We start from the raw sequence: 16,871 nt of genomic DNA, 5'->3' as shown, positions 1-16,871 counted from the left end.
GATACACTTCACTTCGAGAGCCACTTCCGCCCATCACTCATAAGGCAAAACATGGACCGCTTCGAAGCGATGGAGATATTTACGCGTGTGGTCGAAGCGAACAGCTTCACCAAAGTATCCGAATCGCTCGACCTGCCACGCGCCAAAGTCAGCCGCACCATTCAGGCTCTCGAAGAGCACGTCGGTGTGCGGCTGCTGAACCGTTCGACGCGGCAGGTCAGCGTCACCGAAGACGGCGCGCTCTTCTATGAGCGTTGCGTACGCATCCTCGCGGAAGTCACCGACGCCGAATCGTCGCTGTCGAACAAGCGCGAAAATCCGAGCGGCACGATTCGCGTCGATACGTCCGGCACGCTCGCCCGTGCGCTGCTGCTGCCCGCGCTCGACGACTTTTACCTGCAATACCCCGAGATCGACGTGCGGCTCGGGCTGGCGGATCGCAATATCGATCTGATTCAGGACGGGGTGGATTGCGTGATCCGCATGGGCACGCCGGAAGAGTCGAGTCTCGTGGCGCGGCGCATCGGCCAGGCGAAGATCGTGACCTGCGCGTCGCCCGCCTATCTGAAGAAATACGGCACGCCAACCACGCTCGACGAGCTGAGCGAGCATCGCGCGGTCAACTACATTTCCGCGCGCAGCGGCAAGACCTTTCCGTTCGAATACGAAGTGGACGGCGAGATCGTCAAGGTTGCGTTGAAGAGCGTGCTCGCGGTGAACGACGGCAGCGTCTACATCGGCGCGGGCGCGCTCGGCCACGGCATTATCCAGCCGTCGCGCTTCATGGTTGCGGATCTGATCGCGCAAGGCGCGCTCACGGAAATCCTCACGGCCTACACGAGCCCTGGCACGCCACTGTCGATTTTGTACGCGCATCGCCGCAATCTGAGTTCACGGCTTCGCGCCTTCACCGAGTGGGTCACCGAGCTGGCGCGAAGCAATCCGGATCTGCGCATTACGGACGTTTGAGAGCCTGGTGCAGAGGCGCCATGGTCCGAGCCCGATGCAAACAGCACCTGGCAAAAAAAGAAAAGCCCCATGCGTCTCACAACGCATGGGGCTTTCTTCAATGCGAATCGCTCAGCGAATCACCCGCCTCAGGCAATCCGTTCTTCATTGGACGGATCGAACAACACCGCCTTCGACGCATCGAACAACAATGTCGTAGTCGACAAGGGCTGCGGATTCGAAGCCGGGTGCACGCGGCTCACAATGCGCTTGCCGTTCACCTGCGCGAACACCAGCGTGTCCGGACCGGTCGGCTCGATCACGTCGACATTCACGTCGATCGACTGCAGGTTCGCGTGGTCGCCATGCGCACCGCGTGCGTCGGTGATCCGCTCAGGGCGCAGGCCGAGAATCACTTCACGCCCAATGTGCGACTTCACCTTGGCCGAGTCGAACGGCAGGTTCAACACATTGCGCGCCGTGCCCGTATCCAGCTCGATGCCGACGCCCGAACCCTGCGCCACCAGCTTGCCCTGGATGAAGTTCATCGGCGGCGCGCCGATGAACCCGGCCACGAACAGATTGGCCGGCGAATCGTAGATCTCTTGCGGCGCGCCGAACTGCTGGACGATGCCGTCTTTCATCACCGCGATGCGGTCGCCGAGCGTCATCGCTTCGATCTGATCGTGCGTCACATAGACGATCGTCGTGCCGAGGCGTTGATGCAGCAGCTTGATTTCCGAACGCATCTCGATACGCAGTTTCGCGTCGAGGTTCGATAGCGGTTCGTCGAACAGGAACATCACCGGATCGCGCGCGAGGGCACGCCCCATGGCCACGCGCTGACGCTGACCGCCGGAGAGCTGGCCCGGCTTGCGGTCCAGCAAGTGCGTGATCTGCAGCGTGTTCGACACGCGGTCGACGATTTGCGCCTGCTCCTGCTTCGGCACCTTGCGGATGTTCAGGCCGAACGAGATGTTCTCGCGCACCGTCATCGACGGATACAGCGCGTACGACTGGAACACCATCGCGATATCGCGATCCTTCGGCGAGAGGTTGTTCACCGTCTTGCCGTCGATCTGGATCTCGCCCTTGGTCACGGTTTCGAGGCCGGCGATCATATTGAGCAGCGTCGATTTCCCGCAGCCCGAGCCGCCCACGAGAATCAGGAACTGGCCGTCTTCGATGTCGATGTTGACACCCTTCAGAACCGGCACCCCGTTCGGGTAAGTCTTGTACACGTCACGGATGGAAAGGCTTGCCATGCTGTGAATCCTCTTGTCTCTGGTACTGCTTGAAAGCGCTCCCAAACCTGGCACTTCGCGCCAGGCCCCCCGAGGGGGGCTGAGAAAACTTGGGGCGGCCCGGCGTTTTCTCAGGAACGTCTTGTCGGATGACGGCGGCGCGTTTCTTGCACTTATCTTGCACTCAGTGCGTGTTGTGCAGGACGCGCCGCCGCGATGCGTATGGGCTAGCCCCGGGGCTAACCCTTGACGGCCCCCGCCGTCAGACCGCGCACGAAATAGCGGCCGGCGACGATGTAGACGAGCAGCGTCGGCAACGCGGCGATAATCGCGCCGGCCATGTCCACGTTATATTCCTTCACGCCGGTCGAAGTGTTCACGAGGTTGTTCAGCGCCACCGTGATCGGCATCGAATCGACACCGGAGAACACAATCCCGAACAGGAAGTCATTCCAGATCTGCGTAAATTGCCAGATCAGGCACACCATGAAAATCGGCAGCGACACCGGCATCAAAATCTTCGTGAAGATCGTGAAGAACCCGGCACCGTCGATCCGCGCGGCCTTCACGAGTTCAGCCGGAATGCTCACGTAGAAGTTGCGGAAGAACATCGTGGTGAAGGCGATACCGTAGATCACGTGCACCACCACCAGACCGGTTATCGAATTCGACAGGCCGAGCAAGCCTTCGAAACGCGCCATCGGCAGCAGGATCGCCTGGAACGGGATGAAGCAGCCGACCAGGATCATCGTGAAGATCGGATCCGCGCCGCGGAAGCGCCAATGCGTGAGCACATAGCCGTTGAACGCGCCGATGATCGACGAGATCAGCACGGCCGGAATCACCATGCGCACGGAGTTCATGAAGAACGGCTGCATGCCGTCGCAGCGCACACCCGTACACGCACCGCTCCATGCCTTGATCCAGGGATCGATGGTCCAGTGAGTAGGCGGCGTGAGCAGGTTGCCGGAGCGCAGCTGGTCGATGTCCTTGAACGACGTGGACAGCATCACGTAGAGCGGAAACAGGAAATACAGGGCAAACAGAATCAAGGCCGCATAAATGACGGCACGGCTGATCGTCATCTTAGGCTGCATTGCGGGTGCTCCTCGATTCCAGATACATCAGCGGCACGAGCACGGCCACAACGGTGGCGAGCATCATCATCGACGATGCCGCGCCGACGCCCAGCTGCCCGCGGTTGAACGAAAACGTGTACATGAAAATAGCCGGCAGCGATGAAGACGTACCCGGACCGCCCGCGGTCAACGCGACAACCAGGTCGAAGGTCTTGATCGTGATGTGGCAGAGAATCAGCAGCACCGAGAAGAACACCGGGCGCATGCTCGGAATCACGATCTTGCGATAGATGGTGGGCAAGCCGGCGCCGTCCATCTGCGCGGCCTTGAAGATTTCACCGTCGACCCCGCGCAAACCCGCGAGGAACAGCGCCATCACGAAGCCGGTGGATTGCCACACCGCCGCGATCACGACGCAGAAAATCGCCTTGTCGGGGTCGCCGAGCCAGCTGAACGAGAAGCTCGTCCAGCCCCAGTCGTGAAACACTTTCTCGAGGCCGACGCTCGGCGTCATGATCCATTGCCACGCCGTACCCGTCACGATGAACGAGAGCGCCATCGGGTACAGGAATACGGCGCGCAGCGCGCCTTCGTTGCGGATCTGCTGATCGAGCAGGATCGCGAGGAACAGGCCGAGGCCGATACAGATACCGATAAACGGAATGCCGAACCAGCCCAGGTTGGCAGCCGAGGTCCAGAACACATCGTTATCGAACAGTTCGCGATAACGATCGAGACCGACAAATTCATAACGAGGCATCAGTCGCGAATTCGACAGCGACAGAAAGCCGGTAATAGCGATGAAGCCATACACGAAGATCAGACTGATCACGACGCTGGGTGCGAGCACCAGCTTCGGAATCCAGCGGTCGGCAAGGGCCGCCATCGGCGACGTGCGGCGGGTCACGGAAGCCGTGGTTTTCCCGTTTCCGCTGATAGAAGCAGTCACTACTCGACTCCTGCTGAAACTGTACCGCCGAGGCGCTCACGCATGGAAAACGCGAGACCGGAACGGTATAGGTGTGACTCGATGAAACCAAGGGTGAAGTCTCTCGCCCTAAGTAACGCAACGGCTGCAAGCTATCTGAAGCGCGCGCCCGGCACCCACGAGGGCAACAGCCAGGCGCACCACTTCGCTTACGTCGCTTACTTGGTCTTCGCTGCCTTCGCGAGCGCGGCAACCGCGGTCTTCGAATCTTGCTGCGAGTTCATGAACTTCGTGACCACGTCGGAGATCGCGCCGGCTGCTGCATCCGGTTGCGCCATGCCGTGTGCCAGCGAAGGCACATACCCGCCCGACTTGATCGCCACCTGTTCATCCGCGTACGACTTCTTCGCGCAGTCGTCGAACTTGATCATCGACACACCCAGACGAACCGGGATCGAGCCCTTGTTCAGGCTGAACTGCTCCTGGAAGTCCGGCGACATGATCGTCTTGGCCAGTGCCAGTTGACCCGGCGTCGCAGCCTTCTGGCCCTTCTGCTGGAAGAACACGAACGAGTCGACGTTGAACGTGTAAGCTTTTTCCGTGCCCGGAACCGCAGCACAGATGTAGTCCGAGCCCGACTTCTTGCCGGCGTTGGCGAATTCACCCTTGGCCCAGTCGCCCATGAACTGCATGCCGGCCTTGCCGTTGATGACCATGGCCGTGGCCAGGTTCCAGTCACGGCCCGTGCGGCCCGCGTCGAAGTAACCCTGGATCTTGCGGACCGTGTCGAACACGCCGACCATCTTGTCCGACGTCAGCGTCTTTTCGTCGAGGTCGACCAGGGCCTTCTTATAGAAGTCGGCGCCTTGCGACAGCACGACGTCTTCCCACAGCGTCAGGTCTTGCCACGGCTGACCACCCATCGCGATCGGCTGGATGCCCGCAGCCTTCATCTTGTCGGCCACCGCGAAGAACTCAGGCCACGTGGTCGGCACCTTGCCGCCCGCCTTGTCCAACGCTGCCTTGTTGATATACAGCCAGTTCACGCGGTGCACCGAGAACGGTGCAGCAACGTAGTGACCGTCCGCATGCATGATCTTGTCGATTTCCGGCGGCAGATTCTTCTTCCAGTCGCCAGCGGCTGCATCGATCGGCACCAGCACGCCTTGCGAAGCCCAGTCCTGGATCAGCGGACCCTTGATCTGCGCAGCGCTCGGCGCGTTGCCCGAGATCACCTGCGTCTTGAGTGCCGTCATGGCAGCCGCACCTGCACCGCCAGCAACCGCGAAGTCCTTCCACGTGTAACCCTGCTTCGTCATGTCGTCCTTGAGGACGCCGACGGCTTTCGATTCGCCGCCCGAAGTCCACCAGTGCAGCACTTCGATCGACTCGGCAGCTTGCACAGCCGAAACGCCACACATCAGACCTGCGGCGCACAAAGCGCCCATGATCGCGCGAAATTTCATTGTTTATCTCCTCCAGACACCTGAACAAAAAACAAATGGCCCCTGATGTCGCCAGGGTGCTGTGGTTGGTTCAAACAGGCAAAACACTGGGCGATCGAGCACGGTCGGGCGCATGCTTAAGGCATGGGCCGGCGGACCGATATCCGGCCGCTGGAAGCTCAAGAGATGAGTGGTTCGGGATGCAACTGACTGTCTCCTCTTTTGATTTTTGCCTGCCCGCGTAGCGCGCGGCAGACTCGAGGTGCCTCACACGTTAACCCTGACGCCAGGTCCGCCTTCCGGCCGTTCCGTCAAGGCCGCCGGGGCGCATGCTGGCACGTGCCCGCACGCAATGTCCGTTAACATGCAGGGGACGCCCGCCGATTCGGGAAAAGGCGCATCCAGCTTCACAGCGCACGCTTTTTTCATCGAATTAACGCTACCTCTTGATTTGGATTGTAGTTAAACTACAATTCAGTGTCAAAAAATATTTTATCGGACTACGGTCGCCCTTTCCGGTCACCCCGGCGGCCCCAGGATATCGACGGAGACTCATGCAAACCGACTCAAGCTTCACCTTCGTTCTCTTCGGCGGAACCGGCGATCTGTCGATGCGCAAAATCTTGCCGGCACTGTATGAAGCGCACCGTGCAGGCGGCATGCTGGCCGACAGTGGCAAGATCGTCGCCGTGGCGCGGCATGTGGCTGATCGTGCCGACTACCTCGAATGGGTCAACGAGCACGTCAAGCCGCACGTGTCGAAGAACGGTGTGGATGAAACAGCATGGGCGAGCTTTCTCGACCGTATCGAGTTCGTGAAGATCGATCTGGGCAAGGCCGAAGACTTCGCGCTGCTGCGCGACGCCTTGAGCGGCCGCCCCGGCATTCGGGTGTTCTATCTGGCCACGGGTCCGTCGCTGTTCGTGCCGATCTGCCGCGCGCTGGCGTCGGTGGGGCTCAACGAAAATTCGCGCATCGTGCTGGAAAAGCCGCTCGGCTACGACCTCAAGTCGTCCAACGCAATTAATGATGCAGTCGGCGAAATCTTCGCTGAAGAACAGATCTACCGGATCGACCACTACCTCGGTAAAGAACCGGTGCAGAACCTGCTTGCGCTGCGTTTCGGCAATGTGCTGTTCGAACCGTTGTGGCGCCGTGAATGGGTGGAAAGCATTCAGATCACGATTGCCGAAGAGCTCGGCGTGGAAGCGCGCGGCGACTTCTACGACAACACCGGCGCATTGCGCGACATGGTGCAGAACCATTTGCTGCAACTGCTTTCCATCGTGGCGATGGAACCGCCTCACTCGATGGATTCCGACTCGGTACGTGACGAAAAGCTGCGCGTGCTGCGCGCGTTGAAGCCGATCGATCCGCGCGATATCGGCAAGGTCGCGGTGCGCGGCCAGTATCATTCGGGCGTGATCCGCGGCAGCGCGGTCCCGGCGTACGCTACCGAGCCCGGCGTGAAGCCGGACAGCACGACTGAAACCTTCGTTGCGGTGAAGGTGGAAATCGAAAACTGGCGCTGGGCCGGCGTGCCATTCTTCCTGCGCACGGGCAAACGTCTTGCCGACCGCGTCGCTGAGATCGTGGTGAATTTTCGTGCGGTGCCGCATTCGGCATTGGGCGCGTCCGCGTTGCGCGGCGGTGCGAACCGTCTCGTGATCCGTTTGCAGCCGAATGAAACCATTCGCCTCTACTGTCTCGCGAAGCAGCCGGGCGAAGGCATGAACCTCGCCAGCGTCCATCTCGACCTCGCGTTCGACCGGTTCTTCCGCGAAGGGCAGATGGAGGCGTATCAGCGCCTGTTGCTCGATGTCATCAATGGCCGCCTCGCGCTGTTTGTACGGCGCGACGAGCAGGAAGCGGCATGGCGCTGGGTCGAACCGATCCTCGACGAATGGGCGGCGTCGCACAAGCCGCCCAAGCCGTATGCGGCAGGCACGTGGGGACCGGCCGCGGCGAGCGCGATGTTGGCGCAGCACGACACCTGCTGGCTCGAAGAAGAGAATTGAATAGTTGAATCAACTGAATCACGGCGCCGCGCCGTGCCCCGATCGCGATCCCGATCGAAGCACAGCGCAGCGCCTGCAAGACCCACCGACGAACTGAACGGAATGGCGCCGGTATCACGAAGGCGCCTGCGAGTCATCCCGCTTGCAGGCATCGCGTGAGAGCAGTACAGCACGTTCCGCAGATCGAACAAGAAAGCAGCACGGAGGAGAAGTGATCAAGCTTCACGCTTTCGACGATCAACGCGCCCAATCCGACGCGTTGGCGAAAGCGGTTGGCGACGCGTTACATGCGTCGCTCGCCGCACAAGCGGCCACGCCCAATACTGGCGCGCGCCCGGCAACGCTCGCAGTGTCCGGAGGCAGCAGTCCGCGTCCGTTCCTGCAGACGCTGTCCACGCAATCCTTCGACTGGGCGCGCATTGCCGTGACGCTGGTCGACGACCGCTGGGTGCCGGAAACGGACAGCGCGAGCAATTCGCAGCTCGTCCATGACACGCTGTTGCAGAACGCCGCGAAGCACGCTGCTTTCTGGCCGCTGGTCGACACGGCGCAAGACCTGAACGCGCAGGTTGCCGCGCTGAACGCCGACCCGCGCTTTAGCTCGGTGCCGGACGTCGCGATTCTCGGCATGGGCGAAGACGGCCACACCGCGTCGATTTTCGCGGATGCGCCCGAATGGGACTATGCGATCACCACCGCCGAGCGCTTCGTCGCCGTGCACCCCGGCAACGCGCCGCATGCGCGCGTGAGCTGGTCGCTGTCCGCCCTGAAAGAAGTGAAGCACCTGTTTTTGCTGATTGCAGGACCGCGAAAGAGGGACGTGCTGAATGCCGCCGCCGCTTCGCTACAAAAAAATGCCATCTCGCAGTTGGCAAATGACAAGGGAGTGACACTCGATGTCTACTGGTGTGCAAACTAAGGCTGCTCCGGGCGCGGGCCAGCACGCCGACGGACCAAGGCTGCTCGCCGACATCGGCGGCACCAATGCGCGCTTCGCGCTGGAAACCAGCCCCGGCGAGATCGGCTCGGTGCAGGTCTATCCGTGCGCGGACTATCCGGGCGTTGCCGAGGTCATCAAAAAGTATCTGAAGGACACCAAGATCGGCCGCGTGAATCACGCGGCGATTGCGATTGCGAACCCGGTCGATGGCGATCAGGTCAGCATGACCAACCACGACTGGAGCTTTTCGATCGAAGCCACGCGCCGCGCGCTCGGCTTCGACACGCTGCTGGTGGTGAACGACTTTACCGCGCTGGCGATGGCCCTGCCGGGCCTGACCGATGCGCAGCGCGTGCAGGTAGGCGGCGGCGCGCGCCGTCCGAACAGCGTGATCGGCTTGCTCGGCCCGGGCACCGGCATGGGCGTGTCCGGCCTGATTCCGGCAGACGACCGCTGGATCGCGCTCGGCAGCGAAGGCGGCCACGCCACCTTCGCGCCGGCCGACGAGCGCGAAGACATCGTGCTGCAGTACGCGCGCAAGAAGTGGTCGCACGTCTCGTTCGAGCGTGTGGCGGCGGGCCCCGGCATCGAAGTGATCTACCGCGCGCTGGCGGGCCGCGACAAGAAGCGCGTGGCCGCCAATGTCGACACGGTCGAGGTCGTCAAACGCGCGCTGGAAGGCGAGCCACTCGCGGCCGAATCCGTCGATGTGTTCTGCGGGATTCTCGGCACCTTCGCGGGCAATATCGCGGTGACGCTCGGCGCATTGGGCGGCATCTACATTGGCGGCGGCGTCGTGCCGCGGCTCGGCGAATTCTTCGCGCGTTCGTCGTTCCGTAAACGGTTCGAAGCGAAGGGCCGCTTCGAGGCGTATTTGCAGAACGTGCCGACCTATGTGATTACCGCTGAATACCCGGCGTTTCTGGGTGTTTCGGCGATTCTCGCCGAGCAGTTGTCGAACCGCACGGGCGGCAGTTCGTCGGCCGTGTTCGAGCGGATTCGCCAGATGCGCGACGCGTTGACGCCAGCCGAGCGCCGCGTGGCCGACCTCGCGTTGAATCATCCGCGTTCGATCATCAACGATCCGATCGTGGATATTGCGCGCAAGGCCGACGTGAGCCAGCCGACGGTGATCCGCTTTTGCCGCTCGCTCGGCTGCCAGGGGCTGTCGGATTTCAAGCTGAAGCTGGCGACGGGGTTGACCGGCACGATTCCGGTGAGTCATAGCCAGGTGCATCTGGGCGATACCGCGACAGACTTCGGCGCGAAGGTGCTCGACAATACGATTTCCGCGATTCTTCAATTGCGAGAGCATTTGAATTTCGACCAGGTCGAGCGGGCCATCGATCTGTTGAACGGTGCGCGGCGGATCGAGTTTTATGGGCTCGGCAATTCGAACATTGTCGCGCAAGATGCGCATTACAAGTTCTTCCGGTTTGGCATTCCGACGATTGCCTATGGCGATCTGTATATGCAGGCGGCGTCTGCTGCCTTGCTCGGCAAGGGTGATGTGATCGTTGCCGTGTCCAAGTCTGGGCGTGCGCCCGAGCTCCTGCGTGTGCTGGATGTCGCCATGCAGGCGGGCGCCAAGGTGATTGCCATTACGTCCAGCAATACGCCGCTGGCCAAGCGGGCCACGGTCGCTTTGGAGACCGATCACATTGAGATTCGCGAGTCGCAATTGTCGATGATTTCGCGGATTTTGCATCTTGTCATGATCGATATTCTTGCCGTTGGCGTAGCGATCCGGCGCGCCGTGCCTAGCGCGGATGTGGCTGAGACCGTCGCTAAGGCGCGACAAGGCGCGGATGACGATGCTACCGCTGTGCTCGATTGGCTGAGTCATGGGGCGGCTTCTTCGGCTCGCGATTAACGGTTTTTTTGTGCCTTCGCGTCGGGTTTGTCTGGTTGCCTGCAGTGTTGGGCAAACAGCGATAATAGACCCCATCGCCGAAGGCCCAACATGCGTTGCGTCACCAGCTCCGCAAGAGCGACCCGAGCGAAGACCTCGCCACACGCCTGCCAAAACCAATATTCGACCGCATCATGGCGTCGCGCTACAAACCGGCGACGCTGATGCTCTGGCTAGGTGAATGGGTGCAGCGCCACACGCAAGCAGGCGCGATCTGCTCGGCGAGCCGGCGCTGGAATTGCCCAAGCCGGAAGATGAAGGTTACATGCTCGATTGATAGCGTCGCGGCGCAAGCGCAGCCGCATGATCGGGGAAAGTGGGAGGCTACCAGGCCGGCCCTGCGCCAAGCGTACCGTCAAGCGCCGACACTCATTGTTTGTCAGCGTCGCGACAGCCCTCAGTCGTTGCCCACCGTCTCCGACAAGCGCTTGATCGTGGCCACTCGTGCGCCAATGATATCGATGCGCCCACGCTCATCGATCAACGGCGTGGTCGCGATGAGATACGCGCTCCAGGCCTTTTGTGCGCGCGTGAGTGTAGCGCGCGAGCGCACCGGCATCTTCGCCTGCAAGCGGCGGTAGTAGCGGTTCAGATCGAACATCGCGTGTTCGCATTGCGCGTCCTCGGTACAGGCTCGCGGACGACGCGGCGGATCGCCCCCCGCGCTGAGCTTCGCCGCCGCGCTGCGCAGCGCCAGCGCGCGGTCACGCACCGGCTGCAATTGAATATCGGCTTCGGCGAGTTCATACATCGAGCCATGCGTGGTTGCGAACACCGCACTCAGCAAGGGCTTCTCGGCATCGCGCGAGGCCTGCCAGCTGGCCTGACTCTTGTCCCACTGCTTGCGCTGCGCGGGCGGCAGCTTCGTCTGAAGCTGCTGCCACGCGCCGTCTAACGCGGCCTTCCAGCCGATCCGCGCGTTGTCCATGCACTGCACCTGCCCCGCCGTCGACGACATGTCGCTGCGCGCCAGACAGGTGCGCATCGACGCGTCGATCGGATCGGCGGCGGCGGCTTCGGCATGCGCCGCCGAGGGCGTCACGCCGAGCGTCGCAGCAAGCACCGCGCCTAGCACCGCCGCCGACATCGCCGACGTCAGGGCCAGCGCGCCAAACGCGCGCCGCCAGCGGTCAACGCCCAGCAGGGACTTCACTATCCGCATCGTCAGGCGCGCACGCAATCGACGAAGTATTCGATGCGCCCGTTGATGGTTTCGCCGACAAGCCCGTGGATATCCGTGTGGAAACCCGGGAAGCGCGCGTTGAACTCGCGCGCGAAACGTAGATAGTTGACGATGGTCTTGTTGAAGCGCTCGCCCGGAATCAGCAACGGAATGCCCGGCGGATACGGCGTCAACAGGATCGATGTGACGCGGCCTTCGAGTTCGTCGATCGGTACCCGGTCGATCTCGCGGTGCGCGAGCTTGGCGAATGCATCCGACGGCTTCATTGCCGGCTCCATGCTCGACAGGTACATCTCGGTTGTCAGGCGCGCAATGTCGTTCGCGCGATACACGCTGTGGATCTGCTCGCACAGATCGCGCAGACCGACACGCTCGTACATCGGATGATGCGAGACGAATTCGGGCAGCACGCGCCACAGCGGCTGGTTGTTGTCGTAGTCGTCCTTGAACTGCTGCAACTCAGTCACCATCGAGTTCCAACGGCCCTTGGTGATGCCGATCGTGAACATGATGAAGAACGAATACAGCCCGGTCTTCTCGACGATGATGCCGTGCTCGGCCAGGTACTTCGTGACGATCGCAGCCGGAATGCCGGACTCGCCGAAGCCGCCGTCCATATCCAGACCCGGCGTGACGATGGTCGCCTTGATCGGGTCGAGCATGTTGAAGCCTTCGGCGAGCGGGCCGAAACCGTGCCACGCGTCGTTCGGGCGCAGCATCCAGTCTTCGCGCGAGCCGATGCCTTCTTCGGCGAACTGGTCCGGGCCCCACACCTTGAAGAACCAGTCGTCGCCGTACTCGGCGTCGACCTTGCTCATCGCGCGGCGGAAGTCGAGCGCCTCGGCAATCGACTCTTCAACGAGTGCCGTGCCGCCCGGCGCTTCCATCATGGCCGCGGCCACGTCGCACGAGGCGATGATCGCGTACTGCGGGCTGGTGGACGTGTGCATCAGATACGCTTCATTGAAGCGATGCTTGTCGAAGCGGCTATTCTTCGAATCCTGCACGACGATCTGCGAAGCCTGCGAAATACCGGCCAGCAGCTTGTGCGTGGAGTGCGTCGCGAACACCAGCGCGCCGATGCGCGGACGGCCCGCACCGATCGCATGCATGTCCTGATAGAACTCGTGGAATTCCGCGTGCGGCAGCCACGCTTCGTCGAAGTGCAGCGTATCGAGCCAATCGCCGAGCATTTCCTTGATCATCTCGACGTTGTAGATCACGCCGTCGTAGGTGCTCTGCGTGATGGTCAGGATGCGTGGCTTCAGTTCCGGATTCCTGGCCAACGCTTCGCGCGCGAACGGATTCGCCAGGATCTTCTTCTTGATGTTCTCCGGCTCGAATTCGCTGCGCGGAATCGGGCCAATGATGCCGAAGTTATTACGCGTCGGCGTGAGAAACACCGGAATCGCGCCGGTCATGGTGATCGCGTGCAGGATCGACTTGTGGCAGTTGCGGTCCACCAGCACGATGTCGCCCGGCGCAACCGTGCCATGCCAGACAATCTTGTTCGAGGTCGACGTGCCGTTGGTCACGAAGAACACGTGGTCGGCACTGAAAATGCGCGCGGCGTTGCGCTCCGATGCTGCGACCGGACCCGTGTGGTCGAGCAGCTGGCCGAGTTCGTCGACGGCGTTACACACGTCGGCGCGCAGCATGTTCTCGCCGAAGAACTGGTGGAACATCTGGCCAAGCGGGCTCTTCAGGAACGCGACGCCGCCCGAGTGCCCCGGGCAATGCCACGAATAGGAGCCTTCGTCCGCGTACTGCACCAGCTCCTTGAAGAACGGCGGCGCGAGCGAATCCAGATACACCTTGGTCTCGCGGATGATATGGCGCGCGACGAATTCCGGCGTGTCCTCGAACATGTGGATGAAGCCGTGCAGTTCGCGCAGGATGTCGTTCGGCAGGTGGCGCGAAGTGCGCGTTTCGCCGTACAGGAAGATCGGAATATCGGCGTTGCGGCGGCGCACTTCGGTCACGAACGCGCGCAATGCGACGATCGCGGCGGCCAGTTCCGGCGTCTCGCCGTCCACCACCACGTTCTCGACGTACGGCAGCAGTTCATCGTCGTCGATCGACAGGATGAAGCATGAGGCGCGGCTCGACTGCTGCGCGAACGAAGTCAGATCGCCATAGCTCGTCAGCCCGAGCACTTCCGCGCCTTCTTTCTCGATAGCTTCGGCCAAAGCCCGGATGCCGGAACCCGAGATGTTCTCGGAGCGAAAATCTTCGTCGATGATGACGACGGGAAAACGAAACTTCATGGGCGATTCTCCAAAAAGAACGACCGCTGCATTCGACCAGGCAGCGGTCACCCGAATAGCTGGTGGGTCAGTACGCTGCCGACGTCAGGTCTTGGGCAACGTGACGCCGTGCTGACCTTGATATTTGCCGCCGCGATCCGCGTACGACGTTTCACAAATCTCGTCGCTTTCAAAAAACAGCACTTGAGCGACGCCTTCGTTCGCGTAGATTTTCGCAGGCAAAGGTGTCGTATTCGAGAATTCGAGCGTAACGTGCCCTTCCCATTCCGGCTCGAACGGCGTCACGTTGACGATGATCCCGCAACGCGCATACGTGGATTTGCCCAGACACACGGTCAGGACGCTGCGCGGAATACGGAAATACTCGACGGTGCGGGCCAGCGCGAACGAATTCGGCGGGATGATGCAGACATCGCCCTTGAAGTCGACAAACGATTTCTCGTCGAAGTTCTTCGGATCGACAATGGTCGAGTTGATGTTAGTGAAGATCTTGAATTCGTCGGCGCAGCGGATGTCGTAGCCGTAGCTCGATGTACCATAGCTGACAATCTTCCGGCCGTCTTCGGAGACGCGGACCTGATCCGGCGCAAACGGCTCGATCATATTGTGCGACTCGGCCATGCGCCGGATCCACTTGTCGGATTTGATAGTCATAGGTGAACGCTGCTCGACTTGAGTGACAGATGTGTGACGGATAAGAACCCGGTGTACGGGCTACGTGCCCCGGGCCGGGCACCATCGGCTACGCGCCCCCGGTTAGGTGCCCCCGGCCAGGTGCCCCGAACGAAAGGCGCTTATTTTACGCGATCACGAGAATGCTGCCGCGGGCGAAGTGCCGGAGCAGTCCGCGACACCCCCGAAGGTGTGCCGCAAGCTCATTCAAACGGCTAAACGCTTGCGGAGAATGAGACCCGCGGCCTGCGCCGCTCTCACTGGCGAATCACGCCGCATGCGAGCGCGGGGCCTGCGCCATGCTGCGGATACGCATAAGGGTCGGTCGCGTCGTGATGCAGCAGCACTGCACGTTGCAACACCGAGCGGATACCGTCGAGCGACACGTCCGGCGCAACGATGAAGCCGGTGGCCACGCCATTCGCGTCCGCGTGGATGTTGCCGAGATCGCCTTCGACCCGGACCCCTGCTTTGAGACGCTCGGCGGCCGGCGAAAACACCTGGCCGGCGCTGGAGCCGTCGGCGGCATTGCAGTCGCCGCGCTCATGCACTTGCAATGCGTGGTCGCTATTGGGCGGCAAGCCCGAGAGATTGTAGGTGACCTGCACGCCGTCCGAACGCTCGATGAACGTGACGAGACCGCGTGCCTGATTGCCCACGGTGGGCAGCAACTGCGCGTCGGCACGCTTTTCCTGTGGTCTCAGGAACGTGCTACAGCCGCATAACAGCACACTGCTGGCAGCCAGGACGATGAACGCATGCACCGCCCGCCCGTCGATTCGTTTTCCCATGCGATCCTCTTGCCGGCCTGGCGGCCGCCCCTGCGGCCGCCGAGCCGAACTTGTGAAGTCGACATGATACCGCGAGACCAGGCGCAAATTGACGCCTTGGCCCCGCTTTGGCCCCGCTTTGGCCCTTGTCCGAACGGTTAGTCAGGTGTTCTGGACAACGATGCTGGGAAACTTCGAAGTCATGTCGCGAGCCCGCTCGGCGATATGGATCGCCACCTTGCGCGCGATCGACCGGTAGATCCCGGCGATGCGCCCTTCCGGATCCGCCACGACAGTAGGTTTGCCCGAGTCGGCCTGCTCGCGGATGGCGATATCGAGCGGCAGGCTGCCGAGCACGTCGACGCCGTATTCCTTGCCCATCCGCTCGCCGCCGCCCGCGCCGAAGATATGCTCTTCGTGGCCGCAATTCGAGCAGATATGCATGCCCATGTTCTCGACGATGCCGAGGATCGGAATGCCGACCTTCTCGAACATTTTGAGGCCCTTCTTCGCGTCGAGCAGCGCGATGTCCTGCGGCGTCGTGACGATCACGGCGCCCGTCACCGGCACGCGCTGCGACAAGGTCAGCTGAATGTCGCCGGTGCCCGGCGGCATGTCGACGATCAGGTAGTCGAGATCCTGCCAGTTGGTCTGCCGTAGCAGCTGTTCGAGCGCTGAGGTGGCCATCGGACCGCGCCACACCATCGGGTTGTCCTGCTCGATCAGAAAGCCGATCGAGTTGGCTTGCAAGCCGTGGCCGGTCATCGGGTTCATCGACTTTTCGTCGGGGGATTCGGGGCGCCCGGCAATCCCAAGCATCATCGGTAACGAAGGGCCGTAGATATCCGCATCGAGGATGCCGACCGACGCGCCTTCGCTCGCCAGTGCCAGCGCGAGATTCACAGCGGTCGTGCTCTTGCCGACCCCGCCCTTGCCCGACGCCACCGCGACAATGTTTTTAACGTTCGGCAGTAGTTTGACGCCGCGCTGCACGGTGTGCGCAGCGATGTTCTGGGACACCTCGACGCGTGCGTTTGCCACGCCGGGAACGGCCCGCAGTGCCTCGGCGAATTGCGTGCGGATCGCTTCAAACTGCCGCTTGGCCGGATAGCCGAGTACCACCTCAAGGCTAACCGCGTCACCCTCCACGGCCACGTTCTTGATGTTCCTGGCAGCCGCGTAGGGCTTGCCCGTGTTGGGGTCAGTGACGGCCGCGAGGGCAGCGTCGACCAAAGCCCGATCGATACTCATTGACACTCCGTGGGGAACACTTGCGGCGCGGCGGAATCGAAGCTTCGGCCACGCGCCGGAATTTGAAAAAAATTGTTAGACAGCATTGCTAAAACCAGGCGCGCCGTGCACCCTTCGGGCAGGCGGAACGCCATGGGGTCGCATCGCTGCGTACTTCAGTCATCATTGTAGTGGCTGGCGCCAAGCCTTGCCGGAAGACCCTTCTCCACTGTCG

General features: G+C 61.8%; 13 protein-coding genes. 4 read left to right on the top strand and 9 right to left on the bottom strand.

What is annotated here, in order from left to right; all coding sequences use genetic code 11:
• Positions 1–51 precede the first annotated feature (51 nt).
• Positions 52–969: a LysR family transcriptional regulator gene (locus tag P3T22_RS11695; RefSeq protein ID WP_429325037.1), complete on the top strand. Its 918-nt coding sequence runs from the start codon at positions 52–54 to the stop codon at positions 967–969.
• Positions 970–1,097: 128 nt separating this feature from the next.
• Here P3T22_RS11695 and P3T22_RS11690 read toward each other — a convergent pair whose 3' ends face one another.
• The 4 genes from P3T22_RS11690 to P3T22_RS11675 form a co-directional block, all read right to left on the bottom strand.
• On the bottom strand, positions 1,098–2,213 hold the full coding sequence (locus P3T22_RS11690; RefSeq protein ID WP_429325036.1) for an ABC transporter ATP-binding protein: 1,116 nt from the start codon (positions 2,211–2,213) through the stop codon (positions 1,098–1,100).
• 218 nt (positions 2,214–2,431) lie between these two features.
• Positions 2,432–3,289, bottom strand: coding sequence for a carbohydrate ABC transporter permease (locus tag P3T22_RS11685; RefSeq protein ID WP_148662094.1), 858 nt, complete (start codon positions 3,287–3,289; stop codon positions 2,432–2,434).
• Positions 3,279–4,220, bottom strand: a complete 942-nt coding sequence (locus tag P3T22_RS11680) for a carbohydrate ABC transporter permease (RefSeq protein ID WP_063495077.1) — start codon at positions 4,218–4,220, stop codon at positions 3,279–3,281. The genes P3T22_RS11685 and P3T22_RS11680 overlap by 11 nt, the downstream gene beginning before the upstream one ends.
• Positions 4,221–4,417: 197 nt before the next feature.
• Entirely contained in the window at positions 4,418–5,665 is a 1,248-nt protein-coding gene (locus P3T22_RS11675) for an ABC transporter substrate-binding protein (RefSeq protein WP_063495076.1), read from the bottom strand.
• Between the two features lie 533 nt (positions 5,666–6,198).
• Here P3T22_RS11675 and zwf point away from each other — a divergent pair.
• The 3 genes from zwf (at position 6,199) to P3T22_RS11660 (ending at position 10,475) form a co-directional block, all read left to right on the top strand.
• Positions 6,199–7,662: a glucose-6-phosphate dehydrogenase gene (zwf, locus tag P3T22_RS11670; RefSeq protein WP_063495075.1), complete on the top strand. Its 1,464-nt coding sequence runs from the start codon at positions 6,199–6,201 to the stop codon at positions 7,660–7,662.
• Positions 7,663–7,873: 211 nt separating this feature from the next.
• Positions 7,874–8,581 carry a 6-phosphogluconolactonase gene (pgl, locus tag P3T22_RS11665; RefSeq protein ID WP_429325035.1) on the top strand — a complete coding sequence of 236 codons (708 nt, stop codon included), beginning with the start codon at positions 7,874–7,876 and terminating at the stop codon, positions 8,579–8,581.
• Positions 8,559–10,475 (top strand): bifunctional transcriptional regulator/glucokinase, encoded by a 1,917-nt coding sequence (locus P3T22_RS11660; protein ID WP_429325034.1) that lies wholly within the window; start codon positions 8,559–8,561, stop codon positions 10,473–10,475. The genes pgl and P3T22_RS11660 overlap by 23 nt, the downstream gene beginning before the upstream one ends.
• 436 nt (positions 10,476–10,911) lie before the next feature.
• Here the strand turns inward: P3T22_RS11660 and P3T22_RS11655 are convergent, their stop codons facing one another.
• From P3T22_RS11655 to apbC, 5 genes are all read right to left on the bottom strand, one after another.
• Entirely contained in the window at positions 10,912–11,676 is a 765-nt protein-coding gene (locus P3T22_RS11655) for a lysozyme inhibitor LprI family protein (protein WP_429325033.1), read from the bottom strand.
• Between the two features lie 2 nt (positions 11,677–11,678).
• Positions 11,679–13,964: an arginine/lysine/ornithine decarboxylase gene (locus tag P3T22_RS11650; RefSeq protein ID WP_063495072.1), complete on the bottom strand. Its 2,286-nt coding sequence runs from the start codon at positions 13,962–13,964 to the stop codon at positions 11,679–11,681.
• 84 nt (positions 13,965–14,048) lie between these two features.
• Positions 14,049–14,618, bottom strand: coding sequence for a dCTP deaminase (gene dcd / locus P3T22_RS11645; protein ID WP_028200499.1), 570 nt, complete (start codon positions 14,616–14,618; stop codon positions 14,049–14,051).
• A 275-nt stretch (positions 14,619–14,893) separates the two neighbouring features.
• A complete protein-coding gene (locus P3T22_RS11640; RefSeq protein ID WP_063495071.1) occupies positions 14,894–15,427 on the bottom strand; it encodes a superoxide dismutase family protein in 534 nt (177 codons plus the stop codon).
• 141 nt (positions 15,428–15,568) lie between these two features.
• Positions 15,569–16,657 carry an iron-sulfur cluster carrier protein ApbC gene (apbC, locus tag P3T22_RS11635; protein WP_063495070.1) on the bottom strand — a complete coding sequence of 363 codons (1,089 nt, stop codon included), beginning with the start codon at positions 16,655–16,657 and terminating at the stop codon, positions 15,569–15,571.
• Positions 16,658–16,871 lie beyond the last annotated feature (214 nt).

This window comes from Paraburkholderia sp. GAS348 (genome assembly GCF_050434205.1).
Lineage (GTDB): Bacteria > Pseudomonadota > Gammaproteobacteria > Burkholderiales > Burkholderiaceae > Paraburkholderia.
The sequence above is the reverse complement of the archived record's forward strand: the minus strand, read 5'-3'. Positions and strand labels throughout refer to the sequence as shown.